This window comes from Nocardioides lentus (assembly GCF_039529515.1).
GTDB lineage: Bacteria > Actinomycetota > Actinomycetes > Propionibacteriales > Nocardioidaceae > Nocardioides > Nocardioides lentus.
In genome coordinates this window covers 251,296-268,583 of the sequence record NZ_BAAAMY010000005.1, presented here as the reverse complement: position 1 = coordinate 268,583, position 17,288 = coordinate 251,296, and the positions used below count along the sequence as shown (strand labels likewise).

Genomic DNA, 17,288 nt, shown 5'->3' with positions numbered 1-17,288 from the left:
CCTGGTCGACGCCCTCACGGCACTCGACGACCTGAGCGACGTCGGGGTGCGGGTGATCCGCGCGTCCAAGGCCGGGACGATCCGGTCCCTCGAGCTGCTCGAGCCGGTGCTGCGCCAGCTGGCCAACGCCGACGACGACCTCGCCTTCTCGATCCAGACCTTCCTCACCTTCCCCTTCGTCGACGAGGTCGTGGGCCGCGACCCGCAGGTCGCCCGCGACATCGCCTTCGGCGACTACGTCAACCTCGACATCCAGCTCAACCTCAAGCTCGGCAGCATCGGCGACCTCGTCGACGTGGTCTGCGACGAGGTCGACGCGACGGTGCTGGCTGCCCTGCTCGAGGCCGGCCTGCCGCTCGAGGACCTCCGCGAGCTGCTCGCGGCGATCTGCGAGAGCACGACGGTCGACGAGCTCCAGCAGTGCCTGAACCAGCTCGGGAGCGGCCCGCTCGACCCGGACGAGCTCCTGAACTGCCTGGCCGGCCTGACCGGCAGCCTGCCCGACACGGTCTGCGACGTGGTCGGTTCCCTGCCGGTGCCGATCCCGCTGCCCAACTGCGAGGGCTCCGGCTCCCCGTCCGGAGGCGGCGGCCTCCTCGGCGGGGACGGCGGGCTGCTGGGCGGCAACGGCGGCCTGCTCGGGGGCAACGGTGGCCTGCTCGGCGGGGACGGACCGGTCGGCGGCCTGCTCGGGGGCGGCCGCGGCGGGAACCGCAACGGCGGTGGCAACGGCGGCGGCGGTGGCAACGGCGGCGGTGGCGGCGGTGGCGGCGGTGGCGGCGGCAACGGCGGCCTGCTGGGCAACCTGTTCGGCCGGACGGCGCCCAACGCCGCGGTGTCGCAGGTCAGCGGGACCCCGCGTCCGGAGGCCGGCTGGCACCGGATGGGCGACCTCTCCCAGATCTTCGACAGCGACCTCACGGCGCTGCTGGTCCCGCCGCTGAGCAGCGCGACCGTGTCCGGACCCACCGAGAGGGGGGCGGCGCGGTGATCACCCGTCGTACCAAGATCCAGCTGGTCGTCTTCGCGATCATCACGGCCCTCGGCGTCAGCTTCGTCGGGGCCCGCTACGCCCAGCTCGACCGCGTCTTCGTCGACCGCAGCTACTCGGTGACGGTGGACCTCGAGGACTCCGGCGGCGCGTTCAGCGGCGGGCTCGTCGCCTACCGCGGCGTGAAGATCGGGCAGGTCGGGGAGCTCGAGCTCACGCAGGACGGCGTGCGGGCCGAGCTCGTCATCGAGAACACCTACGACGACATCCCGGCCGACACGAAGGCCGTGGTCGGCAACCGCTCGGCGCTGGGGGAGCAGTACATCGAGCTGCAGCCGCAGACCGACTCCGAGCCGTACCTGGCCGACGGTGCCGAGATCCCCAGCGACCGGACCTCGACGCCGCTGCCGGTGGAGACGCTGCTGGGCAACATCTCGACCACGGTGTCGTCGGTCGACGACGACGACCTGCGGACCGTGGTCGACGAGCTCGGCGCCGCCTTCCAGGGCACCGGCCCGGACCTCCAGCAGGTCATCGACACCGGCAACTCGTTCATCGAGACGGCCGACGAGAACTTCGCGACGACCGCGAACCTCATCGGCAACACCAACACGGTGCTCACCACCCAGCTCGACAACGAGGGCAACATCCGCTCCTTCGCCCGCGACCTGAGCCTCTTCTCGGGGACCCTGGCCGACTCGGACGCCGACCTGCGCCGCGTGATCGACACGGGCAGCGCCACCGCCAACCAGCTGCGCACCTTCCTCGAGGACAACCGCGTCGAGCTGGGCCGTCTGGTCGACAACCTCGTCACCACCGGCGAGGTCGTCGTCCGGCGGCTGCCCAACCTGCGCCAGTTCCTCGTGCTCTACCCGTACGTCGTGTCCGGCAGCTTCACGGTCGTCTCGCGCGACCCGAGGGACGGGCTGAAGGACGCCCACTTCGGGCTCGTCCTCACCGCCGACCCGCCGGTCTGCACCCAGGGCTACCCGTCCGCGGACAACCAGCGCGACCCCAACACCCAGCGCGGCGACATCCCGATGGACTTCCAGGCGCGCTGCACGCTGTCGCCGGCGGAGGGCAACGTCCGCGGCCAGCAGAACAACCCGCCGCGCGTCGTCCCCTTCGACAGCCGCCCCACCGTGGCGGCCTACGACGAGGGCACGGGTCGCCTGACCTGGGGCGAGGACGCCGACGCCGGCCGGCCGGAGGCGCCGCGGGCGCCCGCGGCCATCGGGGACGATGCCTGGTCCTGGCTGCTCATGCAGCCGATGACCGCCGGCCGGGACTGACGGGCACCGCCGTCGCGGCCCGGTCCGGGCGGACGGCGGCAGCCCGGCGGGACGGCGCGCCCGCGCTACCCTCGCGCCCGACGACCAGGAAGGAGCCGCACCCGTGGTGGCTGCGCAGGACCGCACGACCCCCGAGTCGGACCCGACCGACGCGACGGCTCCGAGCGAGCAGGAGGCTTCGAGCGAGCAGGGCGCCCCGGTGCACGAGCGCCGGACCGCGCCCGCGACCGTCGTGCGCGCCCTGGTCGCGCTCGCGGTCGTCACCGGGCTCGTGGCCGCCGCCGTGCTGGTGTGGGTCTTCGCGACGCGGTCGTGGGAGGTGGGTGGCGTCGAGGTCGCCGGCGACGTGCAGGAGCAGCAGGCCGAGCGCGACGAGCTGATGGGGATCGGTCGCCAGTTCATGCTGCGCTCCGGCACCTACGGCCCCGACGGCCTCGACGAGGAGGGGCGGCTGACGGAGTACCGCGAGCTCGTCACCGAGCTCATCACCCCGGGCTTCGCCAACACCTTCGACACCGACGCCGGCATCGCCGAGCAGCTGGTCACCCAGTCGGAGGTCTCGCGGACCGCCGAGGTCTTCAGCACCGGGGTCGCCGACGTCGACGAGGACTCCGCCCGCGTGCTGGTCGCCGGCTCCATCACCGACTCCTACCCCCAGCTCGACCAGCCGCAGGAGCCGTTCCCGTTCCGCGTGCAGGTGCAGATGGTGAAGGTCGACGGCGAGTGGCTGGTCGACGACTTCGCCGGCGTCCAGCCCCCCGAGACCGAGGAGCCCCCGCTCGACCCCGACCTGCCGCTGCCGGACGACGGCGGCGGCCAGGGCGGCGGCCAGGGCGGCGGCCAGGGCGGCGGCCAGGGCGGCGGCCAGGGCGGCGGCCAGGGCGGCGGCGGGGGGGACCGACGGTGACCCCCAGCTGGTACGACCTCCTCGACGTCGGTCGCGACGCCGACGCCGACGAGATCCGCGCGGCCTGGCGCGAGCGGATCGACGGCCTCGACCCCACCGACCGGCGCTTCGCGGTGCTGAACCGCGCCGCGAAGGTGCTGCTCGACCCCGAGGCGCGGGCGGCGTACGACGCCGAGCTCGCGACCGCCGACGACCCGGACGACGTCGACGACCCGGACGACCCGGACGGCCCGGACGGCCCGGACGACACCGCGGTCACTCCCGCCCGCACGACGACGTCGACGACGTCGACGAAGCCGACGAAGCCGACGAAGCCGACGAAGCCGACGAAGCCGACGAAGCCGACGAAGCCGACGAGGGAGTCCCGGCCGACGCGCTCGCCGGCGCGGACCCCCGGGGCCCGGGGGTCCCTGCTGACGGCGGTGCTGGCGGGCGTGCTGGCGGTCGCCTTCGTGGTGCTGGCGGTCGTGGCCTGGACGACCTCGCGCGACGAGAGCGAGCTGGCCGACGACACCGCGGCGGCCCGCACGGCGGCCGAGCAGGCGATCGAGCCGATCCTGTCGTACGACGCGACCGACCTCGAGGCCGGCCGCTCGAGCGCGCTGAGCACCCTCACCGACTCCTTCGCGGAGGAGTACGAGGCCCTGTTCGACGGCATCGTCGAGCAGAACGCCCCCGAGCTCGGCACCCGGGCGGAGGCGACGTACCTCGCCTCGGGCGTGGTGCGCGCCGAGCCCGGGCGGGTGCAGGTGCTGGTGTTCGTCGACCAGGAGGTCACCAACAACGCCTCGGCCGAGCCGCGCACCTTCTCCAACCAGGTCACGGTCACGATGCAGGAGGTCGGGGACCGCTGGCTGGTCGACGACCTGGAGACGCGCACCGGCGGGTGAGTGGCGGGACCGCGCGGTCGGGCGGGCCGCGCCGCTGGGGAGGAGGTGCTTGACCTCGGCGGCGATGCGGGTCACCATTGCTCCCGGTCGATGTTTGCGCGCCGCTGTCTTGTGGCGCCCGCGTCCGCGGTGTACTGTCAGCAGTTGCGCCCGCACTCAGATGCCTGATCGCCTGTCCTGGTGGCTGATCTCGTGGTGGGCAGGCGCCACTCACCGTCTCCAGACACAGAAGGACGGATCTTGGCCGCGCGCAACAACGCCGATCACACCCGCCGCATCTCTTTCGCGAAGATCTCCGAGCCGCTGGAGATCCCCCAGCTCCTCTCGCTGCAGACCGACAGCTTCGACTGGCTCGTGGGCAACGAGAAGTGGGAGCAGGAGGTCGAACGCCGCAAGTCCGTCGGGCAGGACGTCTCGCCGAAGTCCGGCCTGACCGAGATCTTCGAGGAGATCTCCCCGATCGAGGACTTCTCGGAGACGATGTCGCTCTCCTTCGAGAACCCGGTCTTCTACGACCCGAAGTACACGGTCGAGGAGTGCAAGGAGAAGGACTTCACCCACTCCGCGCCCCTCTACGTCTCCGCCGAGTTCACCAACAACGAGACCGGCGAGATCAAGGGCCAGACGGTCTTCATGGGCGACTTCCCGCTCATGACGGACAAGGGCACCTTCGTCATCAACGGCACCGAGCGCGTCGTGGTCTCCCAGCTGGTCCGCAGCCCGGGCGTCTACTTCGAGCGCAGCGCGGACAAGACCTCCGACAAGGACGTCTACACCGCCAAGGTGATCCCCTCGCGCGGCGCGTGGCTGGAGTTCGAGGTCGACAAGCGCGACCTCGTCGGCGTCCGTCTCGACCGCAAGCGCAAGCAGAACGTGACCGTCCTCCTCAAGGCGCTCGGCTGGACCAACGAGCAGATCCGCGAGGAGTTCGGCGAGTACGAGTCGGTCATGCTCACCCTGGAGAAGGACAACACCGCCAACCAGGACGAGGCGCTGCTCGACATCTACCGCAAGCTGCGTCCGGGTGAACCCCCCACGCGCGAGGCGGCCCAGACGCTGCTGAACAACTACTACTTCAACCCCAAGCGCTACGACCTCGCGAAGGTCGGTCGCTACAAGATCAACAAGAAGCTGGGGCTGGAGGAGGCGTTCGACACCCAGACCCTGACGGTCGACGACATCGTCGCCGCCATCAAGTACATCGTGGCGCTGCACGACGGTCGCACCGAGCTCGAGCGCGGCGACGCCGGCACGCTCGACCTGTCGGCCGACGACATCGACCACTTCGGCAACCGCCGCATGCGCACGGTCGGCGAGCTGATCCAGAACCAGCTCCGCACCGGCCTCGCCCGCATGGAGCGCGTGGTCCGCGAGCGGATGACGACCCAGGACGTCGAGGCGATCACGCCGCAGTCGCTGATCAACATCCGCCCGGTCACGGCGGCGCTGAAGGAGTTCTTCGGCACCTCCCAGCTGAGCCAGTTCATGGACCAGACCAACCCCATCGCGGGCCTGACGCACAAGCGTCGCCTCTCCGCGCTGGGCCCCGGCGGCCTGTCCCGTGACCGCGCCGGCATGGAGGTCCGCGACGTCCACCACAGCCACTACGGCCGCATGTGCCCGATCGAGACCCCGGAGGGCCCGAACATCGGCCTGATCGGGTCGCTGGCCTCCTACGGCCGGATCAACCCGTTCGGGTTCGTCGAGACGCCGTACCGCAAGGTCGTGGACGGTCAGGTCACCGACCAGATCGACTACCTGACCGCGGACGACGAGGACCGCTACGTCATCGCCCAGGCCAACGCGCCGCTGGACGACGACCTGCGCTTCGTCGAGGAGCGCGTGCTGGTCCGCCAGAAGAACGGTGAGGTCGACGCGATCCTCGCCGCCGAGGTGGACTACATGGACGTCTCGCCGCGCCAGATGGTGTCGGTCGCGACGGCCCTGATCCCGTTCCTCGAGCACGACGACGCGAACCGCGCGCTCATGGGCGCCAACATGCAGCGTCAGGCCGTGCCGCTGATCCGCAGCGACAGCCCGCTCGTCGGCACTGGCATCGAGTACCGCGCCGCCGTCGACGCCGGCGACGTCGTGGTGGCCGAGAAGGCCGGTGTCGTCCAGGACGTCTCGGCCGACGCGGTCGAGACCATGAACGACGACGGCACGTACTCGACGTACCGGATGGCGAAGTTCCGTCGCTCCAACCAGGGCACCTGCATCAACCAGCGCCCGCTGGTGAGCTCGGGTGACCGCCTCGAGGTCGGCTCGCCGGTCGCGGACGGCCCCTGCACGGACGACGCCGAGATGGCGCTCGGGACCAACCTCCTCGTGGCCTTCATGCCCTGGCAGGGCCACAACTACGAGGACGCGATCATCCTGTCGCAGCGCCTCGTGCAGGAGGACGTGCTCACCTCGATCCACATCGAGGAGCACGAGGTCGACGCGCGCGACACCAAGCTCGGCCCGGAGGAGATCACCCGCGACATCCCGAACGTCGGCGAGGACATGCTCGCCGACCTCGACGAGCGCGGCATCATCCGGATCGGCGCCGAGGTCACCACCGGTGACATCCTCGTCGGCAAGGTCACGCCGAAGGGCGAGACCGAGCTGACCCCCGAGGAGCGGCTGCTGCGGGCGATCTTCGGCGAGAAGGCCCGCGAGGTGCGCGACACCTCGATGAAGGTCCCCCACGGCGAGTCCGGCACCGTCATCGGCGTCCGGGTCTTCGACCGCGAGGAGGGCGACGAGCTGCCCCCGGGCGTCAACCAGCTGGTGCGCGTGTACGTCGCGCAGAAGCGGAAGATCTCGGTCGGCGACAAGCTCGCCGGGCGTCACGGCAACAAGGGCGTCATCGCGAAGATCCTCCCGATCGAGGACATGCCGTTCATGGAGGACGGCACCCCGGTCGACGTCGTGCTGAACCCGCTGGGCGTGCCGCGACGGATGAACATCGGCCAGATCCTGGAGCTCCACCTCGGGTGGCTGGCCAAGCAGGGCTGGGACCTCAACCTCTCCGGGGACCCGGAGGACACCGAGTGGAAGCAGCGCCTGCTGTCCATCGGCGTCGGCCAGGCCGAGCCCGACACGAAGGTCGCGACGCCGGTCTTCGACGGTGCGCGCGAGGACGAGATCACCGGGCTGCTCGGCTCCACGCTGCCGAACCGTGACGGCGTGCGGATGATCGAGTCCGACGGCAAGGCCGACCTGTTCGACGGCCGCTCCGGCGAGCCGTTCCCCGAGCCGGTCTCCGTGGGCTACATGTACATCCTCAAGCTGCACCACCTGGTGGACGACAAGATCCACGCGCGCAGCACCGGTCCGTACTCGATGATCACCCAGCAGCCGCTCGGCGGTAAGGCCCAGTTCGGTGGCCAGCGCTTCGGTGAGATGGAGGTCTGGGCGATGGAGGCGTACGGCGCCGCCTACGCCCTGCAGGAGCTCCTGACCATCAAGTCGGACGACGTGCCGGGTCGCGTGAAGGTCTACGAGGCCATCGTCAAGGGCGAGAACATCCCCGACTCGGGCATCCCGGAGTCGTTCAAGGTGCTCGTCAAGGAGATGCAGTCGCTGTCGCTCAACGTCGAGGTGCTCAGCCAGGACGGGTCGCGCATCGAGATGCGCGACGCGGAGGAGGACGTCTTCCGCGCCGCCGAGGAGCTCGGCATCGACCTGTCCCGCCGCGAGCCCAGCTCCGTCGAAGAGGTGTGACCCGCGGTCGGCGTCCGCTCACCACGAGCGGGCGCCGGCCCAGTCCGCCCCCCGCATCACCACATTTCTGAAGTAACGACGAAGGGTTGCAGCCATCGTGCTCGACGTGAACTTCTTCGATCAGCTCAAGATCGGCCTGGCCACCGCGGACGAGATCCGCGGGTGGAGCCACGGCGAGGTCAAGAAGCCGGAGACGATCAACTACCGCACGCTCAAGCCCGAGCGTGACGGTCTGTTCTGCGAGAAGATCTTCGGTCCCACCCGGGACTGGGAGTGCTACTGCGGCAAGTACAAGCGCGTGCGCTTCAAGGGCATCATCTGCGAGCGCTGCGGCGTCGAGGTCACCCGCTCCAAGGTCCGTCGCGAGCGGATGGGCCACATCGAGCTCGCCGCCCCCGTGACGCACATCTGGTACTTCAAGGGTGTCCCGAGCCGGCTCGGCTACCTGCTGGACCTCGCCCCGAAGGACCTCGAGAAGGTCATCTACTTCGCGGCGTACATGATCACCGGCGTCGACGAGGACGCCCGCCACGCCGACCTCTCCGCCCTCGAGGGCAAGGTCGGCATGGAGCGCGAGCGGCTCGAGAAGCGCCGCGACACCTCCCTGGAGGACCGCACCCGCAAGCTCGAGGAGGACCTCGCGCAGCTGGAGGCGGAGGGCGCCAAGGCCGACCAGCGCCGCAAGGTCCGCGACGGCGCCGAGCGCGAGCTCAAGCAGATGCGCGACCGCGCGCAGCGCGAGATCGACCGTCTCGACGAGGTCTGGGACACCTTCAAGAACCTGAAGGTCCAGGACCTCATGGGCGACGAGATGCTCTACCGCGAGATGAAGCAGTGGTTCGGCAAGTACTTCGAGGGCCACATGGGCGCCACCGCGATCCAGCGGCGCCTGCAGGACTTCGACGTCGACGCCGAGGTCGAGAACCTGCGCGACATCATCGCCAACGGCAAGGGCCAGCGGAAGGTGCGCGCGCTGAAGCGGCTCAAGGTCGTCGACGCGTTCCGCAAGACCGGCAACCAGCCGCTGGGCATGGTGCTGGACGCGGTCCCGGTGATCCCGCCGGACCTGCGCCCGATGGTGCAGCTGGACGGTGGCCGCTTCGCGACCTCCGACCTCAACGACCTGTACCGCCGCGTCATCAACCGCAACAACCGCCTCAAGCGGCTGCTGGACCTCGGCGCTCCCGAGATCATCGTCAACAACGAGAAGCGGATGCTCCAGGAGGCCGTCGACTCGCTGTTCGACAACGGCCGTCGTGGTCGTCCCGTCACCGGCCCGGGCAACCGGCCGCTGAAGTCGCTGTCCGACATGCTCAAGGGCAAGCAGGGCCGCTTCCGCCAGAACCTGCTGGGCAAGCGCGTCGACTACTCCGGCCGCTCGGTCATCGTGTCGGGCCCGCAGCTCAAGCTGCACCAGTGCGGCCTGCCCAAGCAGATGGCGCTGGAGCTGTTCAAGCCCTTCGTGATGAAGCGGCTCGTCGACCTCTCGCACGCGCAGAACATCAAGTCCGCCAAGCGGATGGTGGAGCGCGCGACGTCGGGCATGTCCCGCTACGCCATGGTCTGGGACGTCCTCGAAGAGGTCATCATGGAGCACCCCGTGCTCCTGAACCGCGCACCCACGCTGCACCGCCTCGGCATCCAGGCCTTCGAGCCGCAGCTGATCGAGGGCAAGGCCATCCAGATCCACCCGCTGGTCTGCCAGGCGTTCAACGCCGACTTCGACGGTGACCAGATGGCGGTGCACCTGCCGCTGTCGGCCGAGGCGCAGGCCGAGGCGCGGATCCTGATGCTGTCGACCAACAACATCCTCAAGCCGTCGGACGGCCGTCCGGTGACCATGCCCTCCCAGGACATGATCATCGGCCTGTTCTTCCTGACGACGGACCGCGAGGACGAGAAGGGCGCCGGGCGCAGCTTCGCCTCCCAGGCCGAGGCCATCATGGCCTTCGACCGCGGGGAGATCTCGCTGCAGAGCCGCGTCGGGATCCGTCTCAACGACGTCGTCCCGCCGCTGGGGGAGTCCCTCCCGGAGGGCTGGACCCAGGGTGGGCCGCTGACCCTGCAGACGACGCTGGGCCGCGCGATCTTCAACGACACCCTGCCCGCCGACTACCCCTTCGTGAACTACGAGGTGGGCAAGAAGCAGCTGGGCGCGATCGTCAACGACCTCGCCGAGCGCTACACCAAGGTCGAGGTCGCGGCGTCCCTGGACGCCCTGAAGGACGCCGGCTTCTACTGGGCCACCCACTCCGGGGTCACGGTCTCCATCGAGGACGTCGTCACGCCGGACTCGAAGGCCGCCATCCTGGAGGGCTACGAGGCCCAGGCCGCGAAGGTGCAGCAGCAGTTCGAGCGTGGTCTGGTCACCGACGACGAGCGCCGTCAGGAGCTCATCGACATCTGGACCCAGGCCTCGGCCGAGGTCGGTCGCGCCATGGAGGTCAACTTCGACCGGCGCAACCCGATCTACATGATGGTCGACTCGGGCGCGTCCGGAAACATGAACCAGATCCGTCAGGTGGCCGCGATGCGTGGTCTCGTGGCGAACCCTAAGGGCGAGATCATCCCGCGGCCGATCAAGTCGAACTTCCGCGAGGGCCTGACCGTGCTGGAGTACTTCATCGCCACGCACGGCGCCCGGAAGGGTCTGGCGGACACCGCTCTGCGGACCGCCGACTCGGGCTACCTCACCCGTCGTCTGGTCGACGTGTCGCAGGACGTCATCATCCGCGAGGACGACTGCGGCACCGAGCGCGGTCTGCCCAAGCGCATCGGTGAGCGTCGCGAGGACGGCACCGTGGTCAAGGCGGACAACGCCGAGACCGCGGCGTACGCCCGCTCGGCGGCCACCGAGGTCACCCACCCCGAGACCGGCGAGGTGCTGGTCGAGGCGGGCGGCGACCTGGGCGACGTCAAGATCAAGGAGCTCATCGAGGCGGGGCTCGAGGAGGTCAAGGTCCGCTCGGTCCTGACCTGCGACGCCCGCACCGGCACGTGCGCCAAGTGCTACGGCCGCTCGCTGGCCACCGGCAAGCTCGTCGACATCGGCGAGGCCGTCGGCATCATCGCGGCCCAGTCGATCGGTGAGCCCGGCACGCAGCTCACGATGCGTACCTTCCACACCGGCGGCGTGGCCTCGGCGGACGACATCACGCAGGGTCTGCCCCGCGTGGTCGAGCTCTTCGAGGCGCGGTCCCCCAAGGGTCGCTCGCCGATCGTGGAGGCCGCCGGGCGCGTCGAGATCGAGGACACCGACAAGACGCGGAAGATCCTCATCACGCCGGACGACGGCTCCGAGGTCCAGGAGTACCCCGTGTCCCGTCGTTCCCGCCTGCTGGTCGCCGACGGCGACCACGTCGAGGTGGGCGCGATGATCACGGTCGGTACGCCGGACCCGCAGGACGTCCTGCGGATCCTCGGCATCCGGAAGGCCCAGGAGCACCTGGTCGACGAGGTGCAGAGCGTGTACCGCAGCCAGGGCGTGGCGATTCACGACAAGCACATCGAGATCATCGTGCGGCAGATGCTGCGCCGGGTCACGGTCATCGAGTCGGGGCAGACCAACCTGCTGCCCTCCGACCTCGTCGACCGGGTGCGCTTCGAGGAGGAGAACCGCCGCGTCGTCTCCGAGTCCGGCACGCCGGCCTCGGGTCGCCCGGTCCTCATGGGCATCACGAAGGCCTCGCTCGCGACCGAGTCGTGGCTCTCGGCGGCCTCCTTCCAGGAGACCACCCGGGTGCTCACGGACGCCGCGATCAACGGCCGCTCCGACAGCCTGCGTGGCCTGAAGGAGAACGTGATCATCGGCAAGCTGATCCCGGCCGGCACCGGCCTGGAGCGGTACCGCAACGTGCGGGTGGAGCCGACCGAGGAGGCCCGCGCCGCGGCGTACTCGGTCACCGGCTACGAGTCCTACGACTACGAGTTCGGTGGCGGCAACCAGGCCGTGGCCCTCGACGACTTCGACTTCGGCTCCTACCGGAGCTGAGTCGCAGCACGTCCCGACGACCCCCGTCGCCCTGCTGGGCGGCGGGGGTCGTCGCTGTGGCGGCCCGGGCGTCCGCCGTCCCCGGCGACTCCTCGACAGGAGCGTGTCGCGGTGGTGGGCTGTGCCCATGAGCGACGGGGAGCAGCAGGGCGAGGACGGTCAGCCGACGGACGAGGACGGCAACGTCCTGGCGCCCGACGGCGCGACCGTCGAGGAGATCGAGGCCGAGCGTGCGGAGCGTCTCGACCCCGACAACCGCCCCGACGGCGCGGAGATCGACAACACGCAGCGGACGTTCAACGAGGAGACCGGGATGTTCGAGGACTCCCGGGGCGCCGAGGACGCCGAGCCCCGGTACGCCGCCCCGGCCTCCGACGACTGACGGGCGCGCTCGGGCCCCGGGCCCCGGGGCCCGTCTCCGGCCGCTCCCCGCACCTCGGGCAGCGTGGGCGGACCGGCGCCGCCCGGACCTCAGCCGGCGAGCGGGCGGCGGGCGGTGAGCAGGTGCTGCGGGGTGGGCGTGTGGCCGGGGGCGACGCCGTGGGTGCGGTCGAGCTCCCAGACGGTCTCGAGCCGGGTCGAGCGGACGTCGACGAAGCCGGCCGCGGCCACCAGGGCCGCCTTCTGCTCCGCGTCGGCCGCCGCCAGCGGCATCCGGGCGGCCACCTGCTCGTCGTACGCCGACCGGAACGCGTCGCCCTCGGCGGCGGCGAGGCCGTCGGGGAACCAGGTCGCGTCGACCATCGCGAGGGTGCCGCCGGGACGCAGCAGGCGCCACCACGCCGCCAGGGCGGCCGGGGCGTCGCGCAGCGTCCAGAGCACGTAGCGCCCGACGACGGCGTCCAGGCTCCCGGGCGCCAGGTCGGGGTCCACCGCGTCGCCGACGCGGAAGTCCGGCGCCCGCCCGGTCCGGGCGGCCATGGCCGCGGCGTGCTCGCGCGCGCGGTCGACCATCCCCGTCGCGCTGTCGACGCCCACGACGTCGTGGCCGGCGTCGGCGAGCAGGCAGGCGACGTAGCCGCTGCCGCAGCCGACGTCGAGCACCCGTGCGGGGGCGGGCGGCAGGGCGCCGCCCCACACCTCGGCCCAGGCCCGGCGGTCGAGCTCGCGGCGCTCGGGGCGCTGCTGGTAGTCGTCGTACGCCGGGGCCCGCGCGGTCCAGTAGGCGTCGACGCGGTCCTGCACGGAGGCGGAGGGCGCGGCGTGGTCGGGCGTGGGGGTCATGCGGTCCTCCGGGTGTCGGCGTGGTCGAGCGGGCGGAAGAGCAGGTGGAGCTCGCCGTCGAGGTCGAGGCGGCGGACGTCGACGCCGTAGACCTCCCGGAGCAGGTCGGGCTCGAGGACGGACGCCGTCGGCCCGGTCGCGGCGACCTCGCCGCGGCCGAGGAGGACCAGGTCGTCGCAGTAGCGCGCGGCCAGGTTGAGGTCGTGCAGGACGACGACCGACGTGGTGGCCCCCGCGGTGGCGAGCCCGCGCACCAGGTCCAGCACCTCGTGCTGGAACCGGATGTCGAGGTGGTTGGTGGGCTCGTCGAGCAGCAGGTGGGTGGCCTCCTGGGCCAGCGCGCGGGCGATCAGCACCCGCTGGCGCTCCCCACCGGAGAGGCCGCCGAACGGGCGCGCACCCAGGTGGGCGGCACCGACCCGCTCGAGGGACGCCGAGGCCACCTCGTGGTCCTCCGGACGGGCCCGCTGGAAGGTGCCCAGGCGGGGGGTCCGCCCGAGCATCACCATCTCGCCGACCGTCATCGCGCTCTCGCCGCCGCTCTCCTGCACCACCACCGCGAGCCGGCGGGCGGTCTCGCGCGGGCCGAGCTCGCCGAGCGTGGTGCCGTCGACCTCGACCCGGCCGGTCGGCGACGACAGGGCGCCGTACAGCAGCCGCAGGAGGGTCGTCTTGCCGGTGCCGTTGGGGCCGATCAGCCCGAGCACCCGCCCGGGCCGGGTGGCCAGGTCGACCCCGGCCAGGACGCGCTGCTCGCCGTACGTCCAGCTGAGGCCCTCGGCGGTGATCACGGGCTCAGCCCCGACCGGGCTCGGCGAAGGTCTCGACGATCCGCTCGAGGCCGTCGACGCTGAGCGGGGTGGGCGGCTCGGTGAAGTTGAGGAGCATCGGCAGCATCGCGTCCTCCCGGACGGCGGTCAGCTCGTCGGCCCCGGGCAGGTCCCGCACCGCCTGCTCCACGCCCTCGGGGTCCCCCTCCGAGTGCAGCAGCACCAGGAGGTCCGGGTCGCGGCCGAGCAGCTCCTCGAGGGTGACCTCGAAGACGCGCTCGTCGACGTCGCCGAACACGTTCTCGAGGCCCGCGGCCTCCAGCTGCGGGTCGGCCATGGAGCCGGCGCCGTAGGCGTAGGTGACGCCGCCGCCGACGGTCGGGAACAGCACGGCGGCGGTGCGGTCCTCGTCGGCGGGCACCTGCTCCTCGACGGCCGCCAGCCGGTCGGCCACCTCCGCGGCCGCGGCGGCGGCCTCCTCCTCGCGCCCGAAGACGCGGCCGTAGGTCTCCATCTGCGTCGTGATGTCGGCGAACGACGGGGCCGCGCCCTCGGTGTCGCAGAGGACGGGCTCCTCGAGCATCGGGATCGCCACGTCGGCGAGGGACTCGCGGGGGATGTTGTCCACGGCGCCCATGACGAGGTCCGGCTCCTGGGAGATCACCACCTCCTGGGAGATCAGCAGGTGGCCGCTGGCGTCGATGTCGTCGGTCAGCAGCTCGACGTCGTCGAGCTCGGCGCGGGTCGCCTCGTCGTAGTACTCGTCGGGGTAGACCCCGGCCCGCGCCGTGACGCGGTCCATCACGCCGAGGGCGTGGAGGTAGGGGACCGAGGCGCTCTTGAGGAGCAGCACCCGCTCCGGGGCGGCCTCGAACGTCACCTCGGCGCCGCAGTTCTCCACGGTCACGGGGTAGTCGCCGCTGCTCTCGGAGGTCGGCGCCTCCTCGGCCGTCCCCGACCCGCAGGCGGTCAGGCCCAGGACGGTGGAGGCCGCGGCGGCGGCGAGCGTCGTACGACGGGGCATGGGGTTCTCCAGTCGGGTCGGGGCCGGCCTCAGGCGGCCACGGCGTGCATGCGGCGGATCAGGACGAGCAGGAAGGGGGCGCCGACCAGGGCGGTGATGATCCCGATCGGGATCTCCTGCGGCGCGAGCAGGACGCGGGCGACCACGTCGGCCCACACCAGCAGCACGGCGCCCATCAGGGCGGCGACCGGGACGACGCGGACGTGGGTGGCGCCGACCGCGCGCCGGGCGAGGTGGGGCACGACGAGCCCGACGAAGCCGATGGACCCCGAGGCGGCGACGACCACGCCCACGCAGAGCGAGACCAGCACGAGCATCGCCAGGCGGAACCGCTCGGGCGAGACCCCCAGCACGTGGGCGGTCTCGTCGCCCACGGCGAGCGCATCGAGGCGGCGACCCAGGACGGTCGTCACGACGACGGTCACCCCGACCACGACGACCACGATCCCGAGGGTCGCGTCCCAGCGTGCGAGGCCGAGGGAGCCGAGCAGCCAGAACATGACGGAGCGCGACCCCTCCGCGGAGCCCGAGGCGAAGATCAGGAAGCTGGTCGCGGCGTACAGGGCGTAGCCGACCGCGACCCCGGCCAGCAGGAGCCGCGTCGAGGTCACCCGTCCGCTCGTCCGCGCCACGACGAACACCAGCAGGGAGGCGGCGAGGGCGCCGAGGAAGGCGCTGGCCGGCAGCGCGTAGATCCCCAGCCCGCCCCCGACGCCGAAGAGGATCGCGGCGGCCGCCCCGGTGGAGGCGCCCGAGTTGACCCCGAGGAGGTAGGGGTCGGCCAGGACGTTGCGGACCATGGCCTGCAGCGCGACGCCGCACACGGCCAGGCCCGCCCCGACGGCGGCGCCCAGGAGCACCCGGGGGAGCCGGACCTGCCAGACGATCGCGTCGGTGGCGGGGCTGACGTCGCTGTCCCGGCCGAGCAGGTGCGCGGCGACGACCTGGGCCACGGTGCCGGGGGAGGTGGTCACCGCTCCCGCCCCGACCGCGACGAGCACGGTCACGACCAGGGCGACGCCCAGGCCCGCCGACCACGCCGTCGTCCGGCGCGAGCGCGCGCGCAGGCCGAGCGGGTCGCCCGCCGCCGCGTCGAAGGCGGCCGGTGGCGTCGTCACCGTGACGTTGTTGCGACTCATTGGCAACAACGTAGCGTCGGCGGGGCGTGTGCGCGATTCCGCCGGGCCTTCGGTGCTCTGGGAGAATGGCCGCGTGAGCGACGTGCTGCCCGACTCGACCGACGTGCTGGTCGTCGGCGCCGGCCCCGCGGGCTCCGCGACCGCGGCCTGGGCCGCCCGCGCCGGCCTCGACGTGACGCTGGTCGACAGCGCCGTCTTCCCGCGCGACAAGACCTGCGGCGACGGCCTGACCCCCCGCGCGGTCGGCGAGCTGGACCGGCTCGGCCTCGGCGACTGGCTGCGCAGCCACGTCACGAGCCGCGGCCTGCGGGCGCACGGCTTCGGGCAGACCCTCCATCTCCCGTGGCCCGGCGGCACCCTGCCCGAGTGGGGCTCCGCCGTGGCCCGCACCGAGCTCGACGACCACCTGCGCACCACCGCGATCAAGGCCGGGGCGGTCGCGGTCGACGGCACCAGGGCCGTCGACGTGCGCCGCGACGGCGAGCGGGTGAGCCACGTCGTCCTCCAGGCCGGCGACGTCCGCCGCGAGGTGGCGTGCCGCCGGCTCGTCGTCGCCGACGGCGTGCGCTCGACGCTCGGCAGGACGCTGGGCCGCGAGTGGCACCGCGAGACGGTCTACGGCGTCGCCGGGCGCGCGTACGTCGACTCCACGCGCGCGGACGACCCGTGGATCTCGTCCCACCTCGAGCTGCGCGGCACCGAGGACGAGATCCTCTCCGGCTACGGGTGGATCTTCCCGCTCGGCGCGACCGCGGGCCCGGACGGCACCGGCGAGGTCAACATCGGCGTCGGCACGCTCGCCACCGCGAGGCGCCCCGCCGAGGTCGCCCTGCGCCCGCTGATGGCCCACTACGCCGCGCAGCGCCGCGAGGAGTTCGGCCTCGGCGAGGAGCTGCGCGCGCCGACCTCGGCGCTGCTGCCCATGGGCGGCGCGGTCTCCGGCGTCGCCGGGGCCAACTGGGCGCTCGTCGGCGACGCCGCCGGCTGTGTGAACCCCCTCAACGGCGAGGGCATCGACTACGGGCTCGAGGGCGGCCGGCTGCTGGCCGACCTCCTCACCTCCACCGAGACGGCCGACGCCGACCTCGCGCGGGCCTGGCCGGCGCTGCTGCGGGAGCACTACGGGGAGTCGTTCTCGATCGCGCGCCGGCTCGCCGGCCTCGTGACCGTGCCGCGGCTGCTGCCCGCGCTGGGGCCGGTCGGCATGCGCTCGGACCTGCTGATGACGCTCGCGCTGCGCTGGATGGGCAACCTCGTCACCGACGAGGACCGCGACCGCGCGGCCCGGGTGTGGCGCTGGGCCGGTCGACGCTCGATCGCGCGCGACGCGCGACCGCCGTTCGCCTGATGGC

General features: G+C 72.0%; 12 protein-coding genes. 8 read left to right on the top strand and 4 right to left on the bottom strand.

Going from position 1 to position 17,288, the window contains the following annotated elements; genetic code table 11:
- The 7 genes from ABD158_RS12150 to ABD158_RS12120 form a co-directional block, all read left to right on the top strand.
- The coding region (locus ABD158_RS12150; RefSeq protein WP_425573193.1) for an Mce/MlaD family protein at nt 1-991 on the top strand (991 nt) is incomplete at its 5' end.
- The gene (locus ABD158_RS12145; protein WP_344007510.1) at nt 988-2,283 is read left to right on the top strand and encodes an MCE family protein; all 1,296 of its coding nucleotides are present in this window, start codon (nt 988-990) and stop codon (nt 2,281-2,283) included. The genes ABD158_RS12150 and ABD158_RS12145, both read left to right, overlap by 4 nt.
- Before the next feature lie 106 nt (nt 2,284-2,389).
- Nucleotides 2,390-3,190 carry a hypothetical protein gene (locus tag ABD158_RS12140; protein WP_344007508.1) on the top strand — a complete coding sequence of 267 codons (801 nt, stop codon included), beginning with the start codon at nt 2,390-2,392 and terminating at the stop codon, nt 3,188-3,190.
- Nucleotides 3,187-4,080 (top strand): J domain-containing protein, encoded by an 894-nt coding sequence (locus ABD158_RS12135; protein WP_344007507.1) that lies wholly within the window; start codon nt 3,187-3,189, stop codon nt 4,078-4,080. Before ABD158_RS12140 ends, ABD158_RS12135 begins: the two co-directional genes overlap by 4 nt.
- Before the next feature lie 240 nt (nt 4,081-4,320).
- Entirely contained in the window at nt 4,321-7,788 is a 3,468-nt protein-coding gene (gene rpoB, locus ABD158_RS12130; RefSeq protein ID WP_344007505.1) for a DNA-directed RNA polymerase subunit beta, read from the top strand.
- A gap of 97 nt (nt 7,789-7,885) precedes the next feature.
- Complete coding sequence (locus ABD158_RS12125) at nt 7,886-11,779, top strand: DNA-directed RNA polymerase subunit beta' (protein WP_344007503.1); 3,894 nt, start codon at nt 7,886-7,888, stop codon at nt 11,777-11,779.
- Between the two features lie 127 nt (nt 11,780-11,906).
- Nucleotides 11,907-12,161 carry a hypothetical protein gene (locus ABD158_RS12120; protein ID WP_344007501.1) on the top strand — a complete coding sequence of 85 codons (255 nt, stop codon included), beginning with the start codon at nt 11,907-11,909 and terminating at the stop codon, nt 12,159-12,161.
- Nucleotides 12,162-12,250: 89 nt separating this feature from the next.
- On the opposite strand, the gene ABD158_RS12115 is transcribed toward ABD158_RS12120, so the two are convergent.
- From ABD158_RS12115 to ABD158_RS12100, 4 genes are read right to left on the bottom strand one after another with little or no spacing between them, the layout of a single operon-like run.
- On the bottom strand, nt 12,251-13,003 hold the full coding sequence (locus ABD158_RS12115; RefSeq protein ID WP_344007499.1) for a class I SAM-dependent methyltransferase: 753 nt from the start codon (nt 13,001-13,003) through the stop codon (nt 12,251-12,253).
- Complete coding sequence (locus tag ABD158_RS12110) at nt 13,000-13,794, bottom strand: ABC transporter ATP-binding protein (protein ID WP_344007497.1); 795 nt, start codon at nt 13,792-13,794, stop codon at nt 13,000-13,002. Before ABD158_RS12110 ends, ABD158_RS12115 begins: the two co-directional genes overlap by 4 nt.
- Before the next feature lie 4 nt (nt 13,795-13,798).
- Nucleotides 13,799-14,797 carry an ABC transporter substrate-binding protein gene (locus tag ABD158_RS12105; RefSeq protein WP_344007495.1) on the bottom strand — a complete coding sequence of 333 codons (999 nt, stop codon included), beginning with the start codon at nt 14,795-14,797 and terminating at the stop codon, nt 13,799-13,801.
- A 29-nt stretch (nt 14,798-14,826) separates the two neighbouring features.
- Complete coding sequence (locus ABD158_RS12100; protein WP_344007493.1) at nt 14,827-15,936, bottom strand: FecCD family ABC transporter permease; 1,110 nt, start codon at nt 15,934-15,936, stop codon at nt 14,827-14,829.
- Nucleotides 15,937-16,009: 73 nt separating this feature from the next.
- Between ABD158_RS12100 and ABD158_RS12095 the strand changes: the two genes are divergently transcribed.
- On the top strand, nt 16,010-17,284 hold the full coding sequence (locus ABD158_RS12095; RefSeq protein ID WP_344007491.1) for a geranylgeranyl reductase family protein: 1,275 nt from the start codon (nt 16,010-16,012) through the stop codon (nt 17,282-17,284).
- Nucleotides 17,285-17,288: the final 4 nt, after the last annotated feature.

Coding starts and splice junctions, on each gene's coding strand:
- ABD158_RS12100 (WP_344007493.1), bottom strand. CDS start 15,936: ATGAGTCGCAACAACGTCACGGTGACGACGCCACCGGCCGCCTTCGAC.
- ABD158_RS12115 (WP_344007499.1), bottom strand. CDS start 13,003: ATGACCCCCACGCCCGACCACGCCGCGCCCTCCGCCTCCGTGCAGGAC.
- ABD158_RS12105 (WP_344007495.1), bottom strand. CDS start 14,797: ATGCCCCGTCGTACGACGCTCGCCGCCGCCGCGGCCTCCACCGTCCTG.
- ABD158_RS12120 (WP_344007501.1), top strand. CDS start 11,907: ATGAGCGACGGGGAGCAGCAGGGCGAGGACGGTCAGCCGACGGACGAG.